Source organism: Komagataeibacter sp. SM21, from assembly GCF_041402665.1.
GTDB classification, from domain to species: Bacteria; Pseudomonadota; Alphaproteobacteria; order Acetobacterales; family Acetobacteraceae; genus Komagataeibacter; species Komagataeibacter saccharivorans.
Window position 1 is genome coordinate 77,921 of the sequence record NZ_JBGLOV010000005.1, and the last position, 15,623, is coordinate 93,543.

Here is a 15,623-nt window from a genome sequence, read left to right on the forward strand (position 1 = left end):
ATCCATTCATGTTCAGTTATCGTATATTCAATATGCGTATTAATTAATTGTTAAATATTCTCAAATAGGCTGTTTTGTGTTATATCATACAATAACTGGAGCAGAAACCATTTGCGTTAGAGGCATCAATCGCCCGACAGGTCGGATCAATACCTGCCGCATTGGCAATCTGGAACCAGATGAAGTATAAATAGAGAACAGAATTAAAAAATATTACGATTTATGTGCCTTTTATAAATTTCTTATCCGACTGTAACGCCCCCATGGAGAAAACCGACCCGTTGCCCCCACAGACCGCCCCGATCATCCCCCACGCCGCCACCGCAGGCCGCGCCGCTATGGAACGGACCCGGCTGCCTTCCCATATAAAAGGGGGAAGGGGACGCCGCGTGTCCATTCGTGCGGGATGCCGTCCGTATTCCCTGTCCCGGTCGTCGCGGCGATGGGGGCGGATGATGAATGCCAGTGACGAAGGACGGTAATGCAGATGCGCGCGCCCCCAGCCCTGACCGCCGACATCCTGCTTCCCGCCCTTCAGCAGGCCATGGATGGCATCATAATCTTCGATCACAACGATCGTGTCGTCTTCTGCAACCACGCTGCCGAGGGTCTGTGGGGCCTGACGCAGGCTGACATGATGGGCCGTGACGCCACGCTGCTGATCCCCGCCTGCGCGGGTCAGGCGACGCGGACGGGCGGACTGGATGCGCTGGTCGGTGCCGCGCGGGAGATGGCCATTACCCGCGCCGATGGCGATTATGTCTGCGCGGAACTGTCCATATCGAAAGTGCGGGCCGGGAAGGGGGACGCGGCACAGGTCTTTTACATCGCGACCCTGAAGAACGTGACGGAGGAAACCCAGCGCCGCAAGATCCTGATCCTGCAGAATGACGTGGTGCAGGCGCTGACGGGCGATATCGGCATGGCCGAAATCGGCGGCCTGATCTGCCGCAAGGTGGAAGGTTTCGTGCCTGACAGCGTCGGAATCCTGATGGTGCGTGACGATACGCGGCCGGAGTGGCGGGTCATATGCACGTCCGCCCTGCCGCCCCGTATCCGCACGGCGCTGGAAAGCGGGGGGCCGTCCGCTGTCGATCTGGAAAAGCTGGCCGCAACCCCGTCTTATGCCGGGCGGCTGGCATGGGACAGCTACCAGTCCCTGTGCCGTTCACTGGGGCTTCAGTCGTGCTACGCGGCACCTGTCATGGGCGCGGACGGGCAGGTTGGCGGCATTTTCGCGCTGTACCTGCGCGGGGCCAACCATCTTGGCGCATGGCCGCAGCGGCTGGTGGGGGCGTGTGCGCCCTTCTGCGCGCTGGCGATGGAACAGCAGGCGGCACGCACGCGCATTACCCGACTGGCGCGCTTCGACATGCTGACCGGGCTGCTCAACCGCAGCGCGCTGCATCAGGCCCTGACGGACGCCATCGCGCGCTCCGGCAACCGCCGCTTTGCCGTATTCATGCTCGATATCGACCGTTTCCACGATATCAACGACGCGCTGGGCCATATCCATGGCGACGAATTCCTGATGGAAATCGCACGCCGGCTGCGTTCAGTGGCGCAGGATGACTATATCCTCAGCCGCTCCGGCGGGGATGAGTTCGTTATGGTCGTGCCCGACTGCCACGGCGAACGGATCGCCAATGTGGCGGGGGACCTGATCGCGGCCATCAGCCGTCCGTTCCATATCGCCCGCAATATGATCGGCGTGACGTGCTGCATCGGCGTCAGCACCTTTCCCGCCAACGGGCCGGACAGTGAATCCCTGCTCAGCCATGCCGATGCGGCCATGCGGCAGGCGCGGCACGACGGTTGCTGCGGCTTCCATGTCGCCAGCCCCACCAAAAGCCATGCCACGCCCGACCGGCTGCTGCTTGGGGCGGCGCTGCGCGATACGGTGGCCCATCATGGACTGGAACTGCACTACCAGCCGCAGGTCCATACCCATACGCTGGACCTGACGGGGGTGGAGGCACTGGCGCGATGGCATCATCCGCGCCTTGGCAACATCTTTCCCTCCCGCTTCATCGCGGTGGCGGAGGAAACCGGCCAGATCGAGGCCATCGGCCAGTGGGCGCTGCTTGAAGCATGCCGCCAGATCGTGAAATGGGACCGCGACGGCATCCATGTGCCCACGGTGGCCGTGAACCTGTCCGCCGTGCATTTCCGCAACCAGACGCTGCCCGCCTATATCGACGCGCTGCTGAAGGACCACGGCCTCAGCCCCGCGCGGCTGACGGTGGAAATTACCGAAAGTGTGACGATGGACAGCAGCCACGAGACCGAAAGCGTGCTGCATGCCGTGCGCGCGCTGGGCTGCGGGCTGTCGATGGATGATTTCGGCACGGGGTATTCGTCGCTGTCGCGCCTGACACGGCTGCCGCTTACCGAAATCAAGATGGACCGCAGCTTCATCCATAATTTTGAACACGATACCAACGTGCAGGCCGTGACCATGGCGGTCATCGGTATCGGGCGGCGGCTGGGCATGACCGTGGTTGGCGAAGGGGTCGAGACGGCGGAACAGCGCGCGCTGCTGGAAGAACTGGACTGTGACGTGATGCAGGGTTATCTGTTCGCCCGTCCCCTGACCCCACGCAAGATGGAACAGTGGGTGCGCGATGGGGGTGGTCCGGCTGCCATACGCGCGACTGGTGCCGCCTCAGGCCCGCACACATCGGCCACGTCCTGACAGGACCAAGCGGGACCGAGGGGGATTTCCACATAATGCCATTCAAACATGATGACCGCCTGCGCGCGCTGACCCACAAGGATTCCGATTTCTGGGCCGATGTGGTGGACAACGTGCTGATCGTCGCCATTACCGACGTGCGGGGCATCATCACCTATGTCAACGACCGGTTCTGCGAGATCAGCCGCTACTCGCGTGAGGAACTGCTGGGGGCGACGCACCGCATCGTCAATTCCGGCTATCACGACGCGGCGTTCTTCCGGCAGATGTACCGCACCATCCGCGCAGGCGGCATCTGGCGCGGCAATATCTGCAACCGGGCGAAGGATGGCACGCTGTACTGGGTCGGCACCACCATCATGCCCAAGCATAACGCGCTGGGCGCGATCGAAGGTTACGTGGCCACGCGGTTCGAGATAACGGAACTGATGAACGTGCGCGACCGGCTGAAATCGCTGGCCGCGACCGATCCGCTGACCGGCCTGTTCAACCGTGGCGGCTTCAATTCCGTGCTTCAGGCCGCAGTGGAGCGCAAGGCGCAGGACATCGCGCGCGATGCGTTCCTGATGATGTTCGACCTTGACGGCTTCAAGCAGATCAATGACATCCACGGCCACCATGCGGGTGACGTCGTGCTCAAGGTCATGGCGCGTCGCCTTCTGGACCTGATCCACCCCGAAGATGCGGCATGCCGTCTGGGTGGTGACGAATTCGCGCTTATCATAAGCCACACGCTTGACCGCATGCCGCTGCCCGCTCTGCTGGAGCGGCTGCTGTCGGTGCTGGAAACCCCCGTCGAGGTCGGCGGCACCATGGTCAGCGTATCGGGCAGCGTGGGCGTTACCCCCATCGCGGCGCTGGAATGCGCCGAGACATTGCAGAAAAGCGCGGATGTCGCGCTATACGCCGCCAAGCGCGCGGGCGGCAATCAGGCGCGGATGTTCGATATCGCCCTGCACCAGCAGAGCATCGAACGCGCGCAGATCCTGGCCGATGCCCGCCGTGGGGTGGAAGAAGACCAGTTTGAACTGTATTACCAGCCCATCCTGAACCTGCGCACGGGACAGTGCGACCAGATGGAAGCCCTGCTGCGCTGGCATCACCCGCAGCGCGGGCTGCTGGCGGCGGACAGCTTTCGCGATGTGTTTCTGGACGCCGCGCTGGCGCGGATGATGAGCCCGCAGCTTGTCCGTGTCTTTCGTGATGACATGCGGCTGTGGGCCAGCAACCTTGATGCCTGCCCGAGCCTTGCCATCAACCTGTCCCGGCTGGACCTGCTGAATGTCAGTTTCCAGAATGAACTGGAAATCGAGATCAGGCGGCAGGGCGGCAAGGCCGCGAATTATGTGCTGGAAATATCGGAATCCGTCCTGTCCGCCGGGCGTTCGGACCGGATGCTGGAACGGCTGCACGAACTGGCGGCGCAGGGGTTCCAGCTTGCGCTGGATGATTTCGGGCAGGCCATGCTGCCGCTTGAGATCCTGCGCAGCATTCCGTTCTCGATGGTCAAGATTTCCCGTACCCTTGTGGCCGGTATCGAACACAGCCAGCAGGCCCGCGCGGTGATCGCGCATCTGTGCGGCCTTGCCCATGCCTATGGGCTGGATGTGACGGTTGGCGGGGTCGAGAGGGAGGAACAGATGGCCATCCTGCGCGAAATCGGGGTGGACCGGATTCAGGGTTTCTATATCTCCGCCCCCATTTCGGCGGGGAACCTGCTGGTCGTGCTGGAAAAGCATATTCCCGACACGGGGCAGGGCGAAATCCCGCAGGATGCCTGACCCATTGGGCATCCTGCGCGGCTGATCGCCGGGCGGATCATGCCTGCCGGGACGGCTGACGCCATCATTTCATGAAATCACCCATCACCGCACCGGACAGGCAGGTGCCGCGAAAGCGGTGCGGCGGTCGGAAGATGGTATATATGTGTCGTATACAGAAAATTAAAAAATTATAAATATCAATTGTATTGCACTGTTTTCCGGTGGGAATGCACAGTGTTGCGCAACACCGATTGTTCACGATTTATCGGGGCCTATACGCGAATGACAGGAGCATCATGCCCGCCATGTCATGGCCATACAGTTCCAGCCACGGATGCCGCGCATGACCGGCGCTGCTGACGGGCAGGTGTCCCGGCCGGTCCCGCCCGCACCATGCGGCTGACGTTACACACGGATTACGCGCTGCGCGTTCTGCTCCATCTGGGCCAGAACCCCGGCAGGCGCATCCCGATCCAGTATATCGCCGGCCTGCACGGCATTTCCCACAACCATCTGGTGAAAGTGGTCAGCCATCTGGCCCATGACGGGGTCGTCCTTGCGCATCGGGGGCGCAGTGGCGGGGTGGAACTGGCATGCCCGCCGGAAGATGTCGTGATCGGGACCGTCGTGCGGCGGATGGAAGCCAGCCTGCAACCGGTTGCAGCCTGCACGCCCGCCAATGGACAGCAGGACTGCCTGCTGGCGGATATATGCACCCTGCGCCCCATCCTGTCGCGCGCGCTGGACGCATTTCTTGCGGAACTGGACACCGTTACGTTGCGCGATATCCTGCCCCCGCCGGGTCGCCCGCCGCCCGCCGGGCAGGCGGATCTGCCCGATGGCATGCCGTAACCACAGGCGGGTCCAAGGGGATGGCTTTATATGTCTGTATATGCCTATATATAAACAGGGCAGATAATTCGCGGGTTTTTGATAGATTTCAATTATGAAAAGATAAAACTCATTTATCTACAATGTGATATGGGTTTTTCCTGTTGCAATGGCGCAGGCAGGGGGTCTTTCCTTCGGGCAAAGGCCACATGCTGCCAACGCAGAACGATACGGGAAAGCCATGTCCGACAGGCCGCAATACAAGCCCTATACCCATCCCGCCGGTGGCTGGGGGGCGGCGAACGCCACAGCCCGCGTGCTGATGGAACAGAGCGTGCTGGCCAAGGGATCGCGCGCGCTACTGGCGATGAACCACCCCGATGGCTTCAAATGCCCAAGCTGTGCGTGGCCGGACCCGGACCGGGAAAAAACCCTTGAATTCTGCGAAAACGGGGCCAAGGCACTGGCGTTTGAGGCAACGAAGCGCCACATCGGGGCCGAATTCTTCGCCGCCCATACCGTTACCGAACTCATGGCGCGCAGCGATCACTGGCTGGAAGAACAGGGCCGCCTGACCCACCCCATGCGCTATGACGCCGCGACCGACCATTACGTGCCATGCACATGGGATGAGGCATATGCCCTGATTGGCCAGCACCTGCAGGCGCTGGACAGTCCCGATCAGGCCGAATTCTATACCTCCGGCCGCACGTCGAACGAGGCCGCGTTCCTGTATTCCGTATTCGTGCGCGCCTACGGCACCAACAACTTCCCCGACTGTTCCAACATGTGCCACGAGCCGACCAGCCGTGGCCTGCCGCTGTCCATCGGCATTGGCAAGGGCACGGTGCGGATGGAGGATTTCGGCAAAACCGAAGCCATTTTCATCATCGGCCAGAACACCGGCACCAACAGCCCGCGCATGATGACCGAACTGGTCCATGCCCGCAAACGCGGCACGCCCATCGTGGCCGTCAACCCCATGCCTGAACGCGCCCTGATCCGCTTTACCGAGCCACAGGACCCGATCAAGATGGCGACGTTCGGCTCCACCCCCATCGCCAGTGAGTTCTGCCATGTGCGCATCGGCGGGGACGCGGCCTTCCTCAAGGGGGTGATGAAAACCCTGTTCGAACTGGATGCCGAAGCCGCGGCCAGGGGCGAACCTGCTGTTCTGGACCATGCGTTCATTGCCGAACACACATTCGGTTTCGAGGCGCTGAAAGCTGATATCGAAGCCACGCAATGGGCCGACATCGTGGCGGTGTCGGGGCTGACGGAAGAACAGATCCGCCGCGTGGGCGCGATCTATGCCGCATCCAGCGCCACCATCATCTGCTTCGGCATGGGGGTGACGCAGCACCAGCAGGGATCGCGCGTGATCCACCAGATTGCCAACCTGCTCATGCTGCGTGGCAATTTTGGCAAGCCGGGGGCAGGGATATGCCCCGTGCGCGGCCATTCCAACGTGCAGGGTGACCGCACGGTCGGCATTGATGAAAAGCCCAGCCCCGTCTATCTCGACCGGCTTCAGGAAGTATTCGGCTTCAACCCGCCGCGTGAACATGGCCACCATGTGGTTGAATCCGTGCAGGCGATGATTGACGGCACGGCGAAGGTGTTCATCGGCATGGGGGGCAACTTCATCCATGCCATTCCCGACACCCCCGTTGCGTATGCGGCCATGTCGCGGCTGAACCTGACGGTGGGGATCGCAACCAAGCTCAATCGCGGGCATCTGGTGCATGGGCGTGATGCGCTGATCCTGCCGGTCATCGCGCGTTCCGAAATCGACCACCAGAAAACCGGACCGCAATTCGTCACGATCGAGGACGCGATGTCCAACGTCACCGCATCGCGCGGGGTGCTGCATCCCGCCAGTCCCGACCTGCGATCGGAAATCGAGATCGTGTGCCGCATGGCGCGCGCGACCCTGCCGGACAGTAGCATCGCGTGGGAATCATTCATTGATGACTATGACCTGATCCGCGACCGGATCGCGCAGGTCTATCCGGACCTGTACGCCGGTTTCAACACCCGCATCCGCGCCACCAAAGGCTTTGCCCTGCCGGTCCCCCCGCGAGAGCGCCGGTGGAATACCCTGACCGGGCGGGCCAATTTCCTGCTGATCGACGGACTGGACGAGGACACGCCCATTGGCGGCCCCGACATGCTGCGTCTGTCCACCATCCGCTCGCACGATCAGTACAATACCACCATCTACACCAATAATGACCGCTACCGGGGCGTGTACAACACCCGCACCGTCATCTTCATGAACGAGGAGGACATGCGCGAACGCAACCTGAGCGAAGGCACGCTGGCGGATCTTGAAACCATCAGCGGTGACGGGGTCGAACGGCGGTTAAGCGGCTTCATGGTGCTGCCCTATCCCATGCCGCGCGGTTCGATCGCGGGGTACTATCCCGAACTCAACCCGCTTCTGCCGCTATCGCATTTTGACCAGATCAGCGGCACGCCCGCGGCCAAGTCCATTCCCGTGCGCGTCCATGCCGCAGCGACCGCCCCGCAGGCCGAAGCACTGCAACCCGCCTGAACGAAGCAGCCAGATGCATCAGGGCCAGATACAGATGAGCGTGCATGACTTCGCCCGCCGGGTGGATTACGCCACCGCGCTGGGACTGGTACTGGCCCATGCCCGCCAGACGCCGCAGCCCGTGGCGCGGGTGCCCCTTGCCCAGGCCACGGGAAGGATGGCCGCCCATGCGGTGCAGGCCACTTCCCCCCGACCGCCCGCCGATATTTCCGCGCTGGATGGCTATGCCTTCGCCCATGCCGATATGGTGGTACAGGGCGGCCTGCCGGTGGACGGGCGCACGGTGGCGGGGGACAGGCCCGCAGCCCTTGCAGCGGGCCATGCGCGCGCCATCCTGACGGGTGCGCGCATACCGGCGGGCGCGGACTGCGTTATGGCGGTCGAACGGATGACGCAGGGTGCGGGCGACCAGGTGGCCCCGGCCACGGCCCTTGCGCAGGCGGGAGCCAATATCCGCTACCGGGGCGAGGAATTCGGCGCGGGCGATGTGCTGGTACGCGCGGGACAGGTGCTGGACTGGCGGCATGTCGCACTGCTGGCGTCGCAGGGCATGCGGGACGTGGCGGTGGCCCGCAGGCCGCGCGTATGCGTGCTGTCCAACGGGGCCGAACTGGCCGCCGATGCACCGGGGGCGTGCGCGGATTCAAACACGCCCATGCTGGCCGCCATGCTGGGCAGTGCGGGTGCGCGGGTGCGGACGTGCAGTGTCGCGTCCGATGATGTCGCGATGCAGGCCGCCCACCTGCGCGCGGCCTGCACCGGGACGGATGTGGTGGTGACCACGGGGGGCATATCGGTTGGCGGCACCGATCATATGCTGGATATCCTGCTGGCAATGGGCGCGCGGCTCGTTTTCCGTGGGGTTTCCATCCGCCCCGGCAAGCCCTTCACCATGCTGGAACATGATGGGCGGGCGGTGTTCTGCCTGCCCGGCAATCCGGGGGCTGCGGCCATCTGTGCGCTGGCCTTCGTGCAGCCTTACCTGCGCGTGCTGACCGGGGCGCCAGCGGATATGGCGCAGGTCAGCGCCACGGCGGATTTTTCAGCCGACGCCCCGCCCGATACCACCGGGTTCATACCCGTATCCATGCGGCGCGGGCCGCAGGGCTGGCACTTCGTGCGGGTGCCAACGGCTGGCGCGTCGGACATCATCGCGTTTTCCCGCGCCGATGCCCTGCTGGCCGCCAGTGCCGAAAACCCGGTGCGGGCGGGACAGGTGGCGTGGGCCATCCCGCTTCACGCGCCATCCGCGCTGGCCTGACGGCGCGGCATGCCGGGTCAGTCCAGTTGCACGGAACAGGCATGCTCCAGCGCGAACCGCGCCACCGCCGCCGTGTTGTTCACGTCCAGAACCGGCAGGTGCGCGGGCAGGCCGGGGGCACCGGGCGTATCGGTGGCGATGGCGATGATGTTGTCCTGCCGCATGAACAGCGGTTCCTTGCCCAATACGGGGCGATAGACCTCGATACAGGCGGGAACGCTGGCATGGAAACCTTCCACCACCACCAGATCGGTGCGCTGCATGCGCCCCAGCAGTTCCGCAAGGGTGGGGGGAGCATCGGGGCATTCATGTTGCAGGACCCAGCGCCCCGGCGTGGCCAGCATGACCTCGCCCGCGCCCGCATTGCGGTGCAGCCATGAATCCTTGCCGGGACGGTCAATGTCGATATCATGGTGGGTATGCTTGATGGTGGATACGGCCAGCCCGCCTGCGCGCAGCACCGGCAGCAGCCGGGCCAGCAGGTGCGTCTTGCCCGACCCGCTGCGCCCCGTAATACCGATCAGGGCCTGAAGTGCTGGATGGGACATGTGCGCGAAACCTTGTAATCCTGTGGGCTGGCTGTTGCAGCGTATGGCGCGGCAGGCCATGACGCAATGCCACGACATGGCGGGGACCACGCGGCCATGAAGGCTGGCGGGCTGGTCATGGCGGGCGGGGAAGCCCGGCGCATGGGGGGCGTGGACAAGCCGCTCCTGCCGCTGGGCGCGCTGAACTGCATTGAACGGGTGATCGCAACCCTGCGGCGCGACTGCGCGCGGCTGGCCATCAGCGCCAATGGTGACGCCGCACGTTATGCACGGTGGAACCTGCCGGTACTGGCCGACCGGGTTGCCGGGGCGGGGCCGCTGGCGGGCGTGCTGCGTGGGCTGGAATGGGCGCATGACGCGGGGCTGGACGTACTGGTGACGGTGCCGGGGGATACGCCCTTCATCCCGGCGGATCTCGTGCCCCGGCTGCTGCCCGCGCCATCCTTCGCCACCAGTCTTGGCCAGCGGCACAGCCTTGTGGCCGCGTGGCCGGTTGCATGCCGCGACATGCTGGCGGCGCAGCTTGCGGACATCACGCCCGAAAACCGGCGCAGCGCCACGCGTGTCCGCACGCTGGCCGACCGGCTGGATGCGCGCCCGGTCGCTTTCGCGCCGCTGGCCGGTGGGGTGGACCCGTTCTTCAACATCAATACGCCTGATGACCATCAGGCCGCCTGCCAGCATGCCGCCCGCATGGATCAGGCCGGACCCGTCACCCCGTAACGACGCAGCCGTGACCACCGTGGCCGGCACCCCATACGGAAGGAAATGCCGTGTTCATGCGCCGCGTGGATGGATGGGCGGATCGTCATGACAATGCGTGAAAACGGGTTCCCCGCCTGCTGCTGCCGGGCGAGGCGACAGGGTGGCCTGCATGCCCCGGTCTGCCCGGAATCATGACCGCATCGTAATGGTTCCCGCCGGGGCGGGTCCAAGTAAAAAAATATTTTCTTTACCCGTTTATTGCATGTCTGGCGATTATGCCGCACATGACCTTACCCGATTTTTACGAAATGCTAACTTTATCAATACACTCGTAATAAACTTGTTACCAAGATCGCGGTTTCGTTTTTTCGTATTTGTAAAAGCCGGGACTAGCTTCCACCCAACGATACAGAAGGAACATCCATCATGTCTTCTTTCATGAGACCACAGGACGCCGCCGGGTGGGCGACGCTTGTACTGGCGGTCATCATTATCCTGCTGGGTCTGCCGCTTGTTTACATGGGTGCGGAACTCGCTGCCCTTGGCGGGTCATGGTACTACGTGATCTGCGGTCTTGCCGTCACCCTTTCGGGCGTGCTCATGGCGCTTGGCCGCGTGGCCGGGGCGCTGCTTTACCTTGCGGCCTGTGCCTTCACATGGCTGTGGGCGCTGTGGGAAGTGGGGCTGGATGGCTGGGGCCTGCTGCCGCGCGTGTTCGGGCCGAGCCTGATCGCCATTGCCGTGCTGCTGTGTATGCCCGTGCTTAAACGCGCCGAAGCCGCGCATTCACCCTCAGCGCGGAAGGTTGCGTAATGTCTCCCAAACCAATGCTGCGTAACGTCCTGCTGGGCGCCACCATCATCGCGGGCATGACGGCCGCCGCCATCGCGCAGGTGCCCCCCGCCGACCAGCCTCCCGGCACGGGCAACGCCACGCCGCCCGCGGAACAGCCCGCGCCGCCTGCGGACAGTTTTGCCCCCCCGTCGCCCAACGCACCGCAGTCGCCGGGCGTGAACGCCGCCAATATTCCCGACGGCCCGCCCGCCGAACCCAGCGAGGCCACGCCGATGGTCGAGCAGGTCACGGCCAATCCCGCGCATGATGACTGGCCCGGCTATGGCCGCGATGACAGGGCGACCCGCTTTTCGCCGCTGGACCAGATCACGCCATCCAATGTCGGCCACCTGAAGCGCGCCTTCATCTACCACACCGGCAGCAAGCCCGCGCCGGGACAGACCAACAAATGGGCCGCCGAAACCACGCCCATCAAGGTGGGTGACGGGCTGTACATGTGTTCGGCCATGAACGACATGATGCGGATCGATCCGGCCACGGGCAAGGAAGTCTGGCACTTCCATGCCAATGAAAAATACGACAGCATCCCCTATACGGCGGCGTGCAAGGCGGTGGTCTATTACACCTCCTCCACCGTGCCGGAAGGCGAGCACTGCCACCACCGCATCCTTGAAGCCACGCTGGACGAACGCCTGATCGAGGTGGACAGCGAAGACGGCAAGGTGTGCGAAGGCTTCGGCTGGCACGGCATGGTCAACCTGATGAAGGGGATGGGTGAGTCCGTGCCCGGCTTCGTGGCCGAAACCGCGCCGCCGCCGATCGTCAATGGCGCGATCATCACCAATCAGGAAATCCTTGATGGCCAGCGCCGCTGGGCGCCCTCTGGCGTGATCCGTGGCTACGACGCCGAAACCGGGCGCTTCCTGTGGGCATGGGATGTCAACCGCCCCCATGAACATGGCGAGCCGAAGGAAGGCGAGCATTACAGCCGTGGCACCCCCAATTCGTGGGCGGCGATGATTGGCGACAACGCGCTGGGGCTGGTTTACGTGCCCACGGGCAACTCGGCCGCCGATTACTACAGCGCCATGCGTTCGCCGGAGGAAAACAAGGTGTCCTCCGCCGTGGTGGCGATCGACGTGAAAACGGGCGAGCCGCGCTGGGTGTTCCAGACCGTGCATAAGGACGTGTGGGATTACGACATCGGTTCCCAGCCCACGCTCATGGACTTCACCAAACCTGATGGCACGACGGTTCCGGCCCTGATCATGCCGACCAAGCGTGGCCAGACCTTCGTGCTGGACCGTCGCACGGGCGACCCGGTGCTGCCGGTGGAAGAACGGCCCGCGCCTTCGCCGGGCATGGTGCCGGGCGATACGCGCGCGCCCACGCAGCCCTGGTCGGTTGGCATGCCGCGCCTTGGCTTCGCCCCGCTGAAGGAAGCGGACATGTGGGGCATGTCCCCCATCGACCAGCTTTACTGCCGCCTGAAATACCGCCGCGCGCATTACGTGGGCGAGTTCACGCCCCCCAGCATCGACAAGCCCTGGCTGGAATATCCCGGCTATAACGGCGGGTCCGACTGGGGCAGCGTCGCCTATGACGAAAAGACCGGCATCCTGATCGCCAACTGGAACAACACGCCGATGTATGACCAGCTGGTCAACCGCAAGAAGGCGGACCAGCTTGGCCTGATGCCGGTGGACGATCCCAACTACAAGCCCGGCGGCGGCGGGGCCGAAGGTGCGGGTGCGATGGCGGAAACGCCCTATGGCATCGTGGTTTCGCCCTTCTGGGATGAATATACGGGCATGATGTGCAACCGTCCGCCCTATGGCATGATTACCGCCATCGACATGCACACGCAGAAGGTGCTGTGGCAGCACCCGCTGGGCAGCGCGCGCGCCAACGGTCCGTTCGGCCTGCCCACGCATCTGCCGCTTAACATCGGCACGCCCAACAATGGCGGGCCGGTCATTACCGCAGGTGGCCTGATCTTTGTTGCCGCGACGACGGATAACATGATCCATGCCTTCGACATCCATACCGGCAAGGAAGTGTGGAACGATGTCCTGCCCGGTGGCGGACAGGCCACGCCCATGACGTATGAATACAAGGGCAAGCAGTACGTCGCCATCATGGCCGGTGGCCATCACTTCATGATGACGCCGGTTACGGATGACCTTGTGGTCTATGCGCTGGACAACGTGAACTGACGCAACACTGGCCATAGCCAGCACCCTGAACCGGGGCCGCACTGTCGGCCCCGGTTTTTTTATGTCGCCGCCGCCACGGCGGGGCAGGGCGGGGGCATCGACACGGAAGTTTATTGTATGATGGCGGCCTTTGCGGCATGAGGGGCCAACAGATTTCATTCATTTCAGTCAGCAGGTCCGCATATGTCCGAATACACCCCCATTGGTCTTGATAATGGGACCACCCCCATCCGGGCGCTGACCCATTCGGGCAATTTCCATGTGGACGAGACGCTGGGCTACGTCATCCTGCATTACGCGCTGGCGCCACAGGGCGACCTGCGCGGCCGTGTGCTGGGGGATGCGCCCGCCGACCGGCTGACCTTCACCCGCACCCGTTCGCCCGAACGCATCCGTGAAGCGGACATCGTATTTGACGTGGGCGGCGTCTATGACCCCGCCCACGGGCGCTACGACCACCACATGAAGGACAAGCCGCTGCGCGACGATGGCACGCCGTACAGCGCCGCGGGCCTGCTGTGGAAGGATTACGGCATGGCCGCGATCCGCAACCTGCTGAAAGTGCCGCAGGACGACGCCACCCTTGCCGCGATCTGGAAGGCGCTGGACCGTTCGCTGGTCCTGCCCATCGATCAGGATGACAACGGCGTGGTGAAGATGGGCAAGCTGTCGCTGGCCGATATCGTATCGGCATGCAGCGCGCCGTGGGACACGGCGGAACTGTATGGCGCGGATGAAGCCAGGGCGCGTGAATCCCTTGGCTTCGCCAATGCCGCAACGGCGGTCGCGGCGCATCTGGTCAACATGGTCGATCGCGTGCGCGCCAGCCTGAAGGCCACCGGCCGCGTGCTGGAAGCCTATGCCAATGCGCAGGACAAGCGCATCCTGCTGATGGAAACCGGCATGCCGACCGAAAAGGTGATTTTTGAACATGACCTGCCGGTCGTCTATGTCGTCTCCCCCGTGGGGGCCGACCGCTGGAACGTGAAGGCGGTGCCGCCGGTGCGTGGTGATTTCGGGCAGCGTGTCTCCCTGCCTGAAGCATGGCGCGGGCTGGATGGCAGCGCGCTGGCTGCGGTATGTGGCGTGCCGGATGCGGTTTTCGCCCATCCCGCACGTTTCATCTGCGGCGCGGGCAGCCGGGAAGGGGCGCTGAAAATGGCGCGTCTGGCGCTGGAAATTGACGAACGCGAAAACGGCGCCAGGCCCGCCACGGTCTGAGCGGCCACGGTGGAAACACAGCCGTCCCGCCTGTCGCTGGGCCCCGTCCGGCGTGCCGACGGGGCCGAACTGGTGCAGGCCAATCGTGACAGCCGCGATTACCACGCCCCCTTCGCCCATCCCTTCATCACGATGGAGGGGTTCAGCGAATGGTTCGCCACGCTGTGTACCGGCGCGCAGGCCGCCTTTGTCGCGCGGGAGGCCGGGTCAGGCCGGATTGTGGGTGTCACCAGCCTGAGCCAGATTTTCCTTAAGGGATTCCAGAGCGCCTATCTGGGCTATTACGGCATGGTGGCTACCGCCGGGCGTGGCCTGATGACCGAGGCCGTGCGCCAGACGCTGGCCCATGCCTTTACCGAAATCGGGCTGCACCGGGTCGAAGCCAACATCCAGCCCGAAAACCTGCGCTCCATCGCGCTGGTCCGCCGCCTTGGCTTCCGGCTGGAAGGGTTTTCCCCGCGCTACCTGCGTATTGGCGGGCAGTGGCGCGATCATGAACGCTGGGCGCTGCTATGCGATGATCCCCGGCCCGGCGGCATGCCCTAGCCGATCAGGTCGCGTTCCTTCTTTTCGCGTTCGGCCCCGACGCTGTGTTTCTGGTAAATGCCCAGCGCCACGACCATGGCGGTTGCGACCACCAGCAGCACGGCGGGGTAGAGGATGTCCTGCGGGGCCTTGCTGCTGCGCTCGAACACGCCCACCAGCCCTTCGATAAAGACGGCGATGATGATGGTGGTCATGAACTTGGTCAGGCTGATGCGGGCTTCGGCCAGTGACTGCTTGCCCTTGGGGCGCAGGACCTCCTCCTCGATAAAATACTTGGCCACGTCGAACACGGCTATGGCAATGACGACGTAGCTGATGGTCTGGAGGATTTCCTCGCGCCCGTGGTTCAGCGAGACATTAAAGGCCGAAACAAGGCCCACCATGCCAGAGATGAGCAGCAGGACCGCAAGAAGGATGAGAAGGCTGCTTGCCCCGGCAAATGCCCAGCGGGAGAGTATGCCGATCTTATGAATGATCTGGTGCCC

Annotated in this window: 12 protein-coding genes; 10 read left to right on the top strand and 2 right to left on the bottom strand. The window is 63.7% G+C overall.

The window, feature by feature from the left end; genetic code table 11:
* The first annotated feature begins 487 nt into the window (after positions 1 to 487).
* From ACBR42_RS06955 to ACBR42_RS06975, 5 genes are all read left to right on the top strand, one after another.
* Positions 488 to 2,695 (top strand): EAL domain-containing protein, encoded by a 2,208-nt coding sequence (locus tag ACBR42_RS06955; protein ID WP_371207578.1) that lies wholly within the window; start codon positions 488 to 490, stop codon positions 2,693 to 2,695.
* A 35-nt stretch (positions 2,696 to 2,730) separates the two neighbouring features.
* Positions 2,731 to 4,476 carry a bifunctional diguanylate cyclase/phosphodiesterase gene (locus ACBR42_RS06960; RefSeq protein ID WP_102323816.1) on the top strand — a complete coding sequence of 582 codons (1,746 nt, stop codon included), beginning with the start codon at positions 2,731 to 2,733 and terminating at the stop codon, positions 4,474 to 4,476.
* 375 nt (positions 4,477 to 4,851) lie between these two features.
* Positions 4,852 to 5,310 carry an Rrf2 family transcriptional regulator gene (locus tag ACBR42_RS06965; protein WP_102323815.1) on the top strand — a complete coding sequence of 153 codons (459 nt, stop codon included), beginning with the start codon at positions 4,852 to 4,854 and terminating at the stop codon, positions 5,308 to 5,310.
* A gap of 220 nt (positions 5,311 to 5,530) precedes the next feature.
* Positions 5,531 to 7,846: an FdhF/YdeP family oxidoreductase gene (locus tag ACBR42_RS06970; RefSeq protein WP_371207579.1), complete on the top strand. Its 2,316-nt coding sequence runs from the start codon at positions 5,531 to 5,533 to the stop codon at positions 7,844 to 7,846.
* Positions 7,847 to 7,880: 34 nt separating this feature from the next.
* Complete coding sequence (locus tag ACBR42_RS06975; protein ID WP_371207580.1) at positions 7,881 to 9,107, top strand: molybdopterin molybdotransferase MoeA; 1,227 nt, start codon at positions 7,881 to 7,883, stop codon at positions 9,105 to 9,107.
* A 17-nt stretch (positions 9,108 to 9,124) separates the two neighbouring features.
* On the opposite strand, the gene mobB is transcribed toward ACBR42_RS06975, so the two are convergent.
* On the bottom strand, positions 9,125 to 9,655 hold the full coding sequence (gene mobB, locus ACBR42_RS06980; protein WP_371207581.1) for a molybdopterin-guanine dinucleotide biosynthesis protein B: 531 nt from the start codon (positions 9,653 to 9,655) through the stop codon (positions 9,125 to 9,127).
* A 96-nt stretch (positions 9,656 to 9,751) separates the two neighbouring features.
* Here mobB and mobA point away from each other — a divergent pair, with 96 nt between their 5' ends.
* The 5 genes from mobA (at position 9,752) to ACBR42_RS07005 (ending at position 15,138) form a co-directional block, all read left to right on the top strand.
* Positions 9,752 to 10,378, top strand: a complete 627-nt coding sequence (gene mobA, locus ACBR42_RS06985; RefSeq protein WP_110548286.1) for a molybdenum cofactor guanylyltransferase — start codon at positions 9,752 to 9,754, stop codon at positions 10,376 to 10,378.
* Between the two features lie 408 nt (positions 10,379 to 10,786).
* Entirely contained in the window at positions 10,787 to 11,173 is a 387-nt protein-coding gene (locus ACBR42_RS06990) for a glycerol dehydrogenase (RefSeq protein WP_102323813.1), read from the top strand.
* Between the two features lie 14 nt (positions 11,174 to 11,187).
* Positions 11,188 to 13,371 (top strand): pyrroloquinoline quinone-dependent dehydrogenase, encoded by a 2,184-nt coding sequence (locus ACBR42_RS06995; protein ID WP_110548275.1) that lies wholly within the window; start codon positions 11,188 to 11,190, stop codon positions 13,369 to 13,371.
* 183 nt (positions 13,372 to 13,554) lie between these two features.
* Positions 13,555 to 14,592, top strand: a complete 1,038-nt coding sequence (locus ACBR42_RS07000) for an MYG1 family protein (protein WP_118963359.1) — start codon at positions 13,555 to 13,557, stop codon at positions 14,590 to 14,592.
* Positions 14,593 to 14,601: 9 nt separating this feature from the next.
* Positions 14,602 to 15,138, top strand: a complete 537-nt coding sequence (locus ACBR42_RS07005) for a GNAT family N-acetyltransferase (protein WP_371207582.1) — start codon at positions 14,602 to 14,604, stop codon at positions 15,136 to 15,138.
* Here the strand turns inward: ACBR42_RS07005 and ACBR42_RS07010 are convergent.
* Positions 15,135 to 15,614: a hypothetical protein gene (locus ACBR42_RS07010; RefSeq protein ID WP_371207660.1), complete on the bottom strand. Its 480-nt coding sequence runs from the start codon at positions 15,612 to 15,614 to the stop codon at positions 15,135 to 15,137. The genes ACBR42_RS07005 and ACBR42_RS07010 overlap by 4 nt on opposite strands.
* Between the last annotated feature and the right edge of the window lie 9 nt (positions 15,615 to 15,623).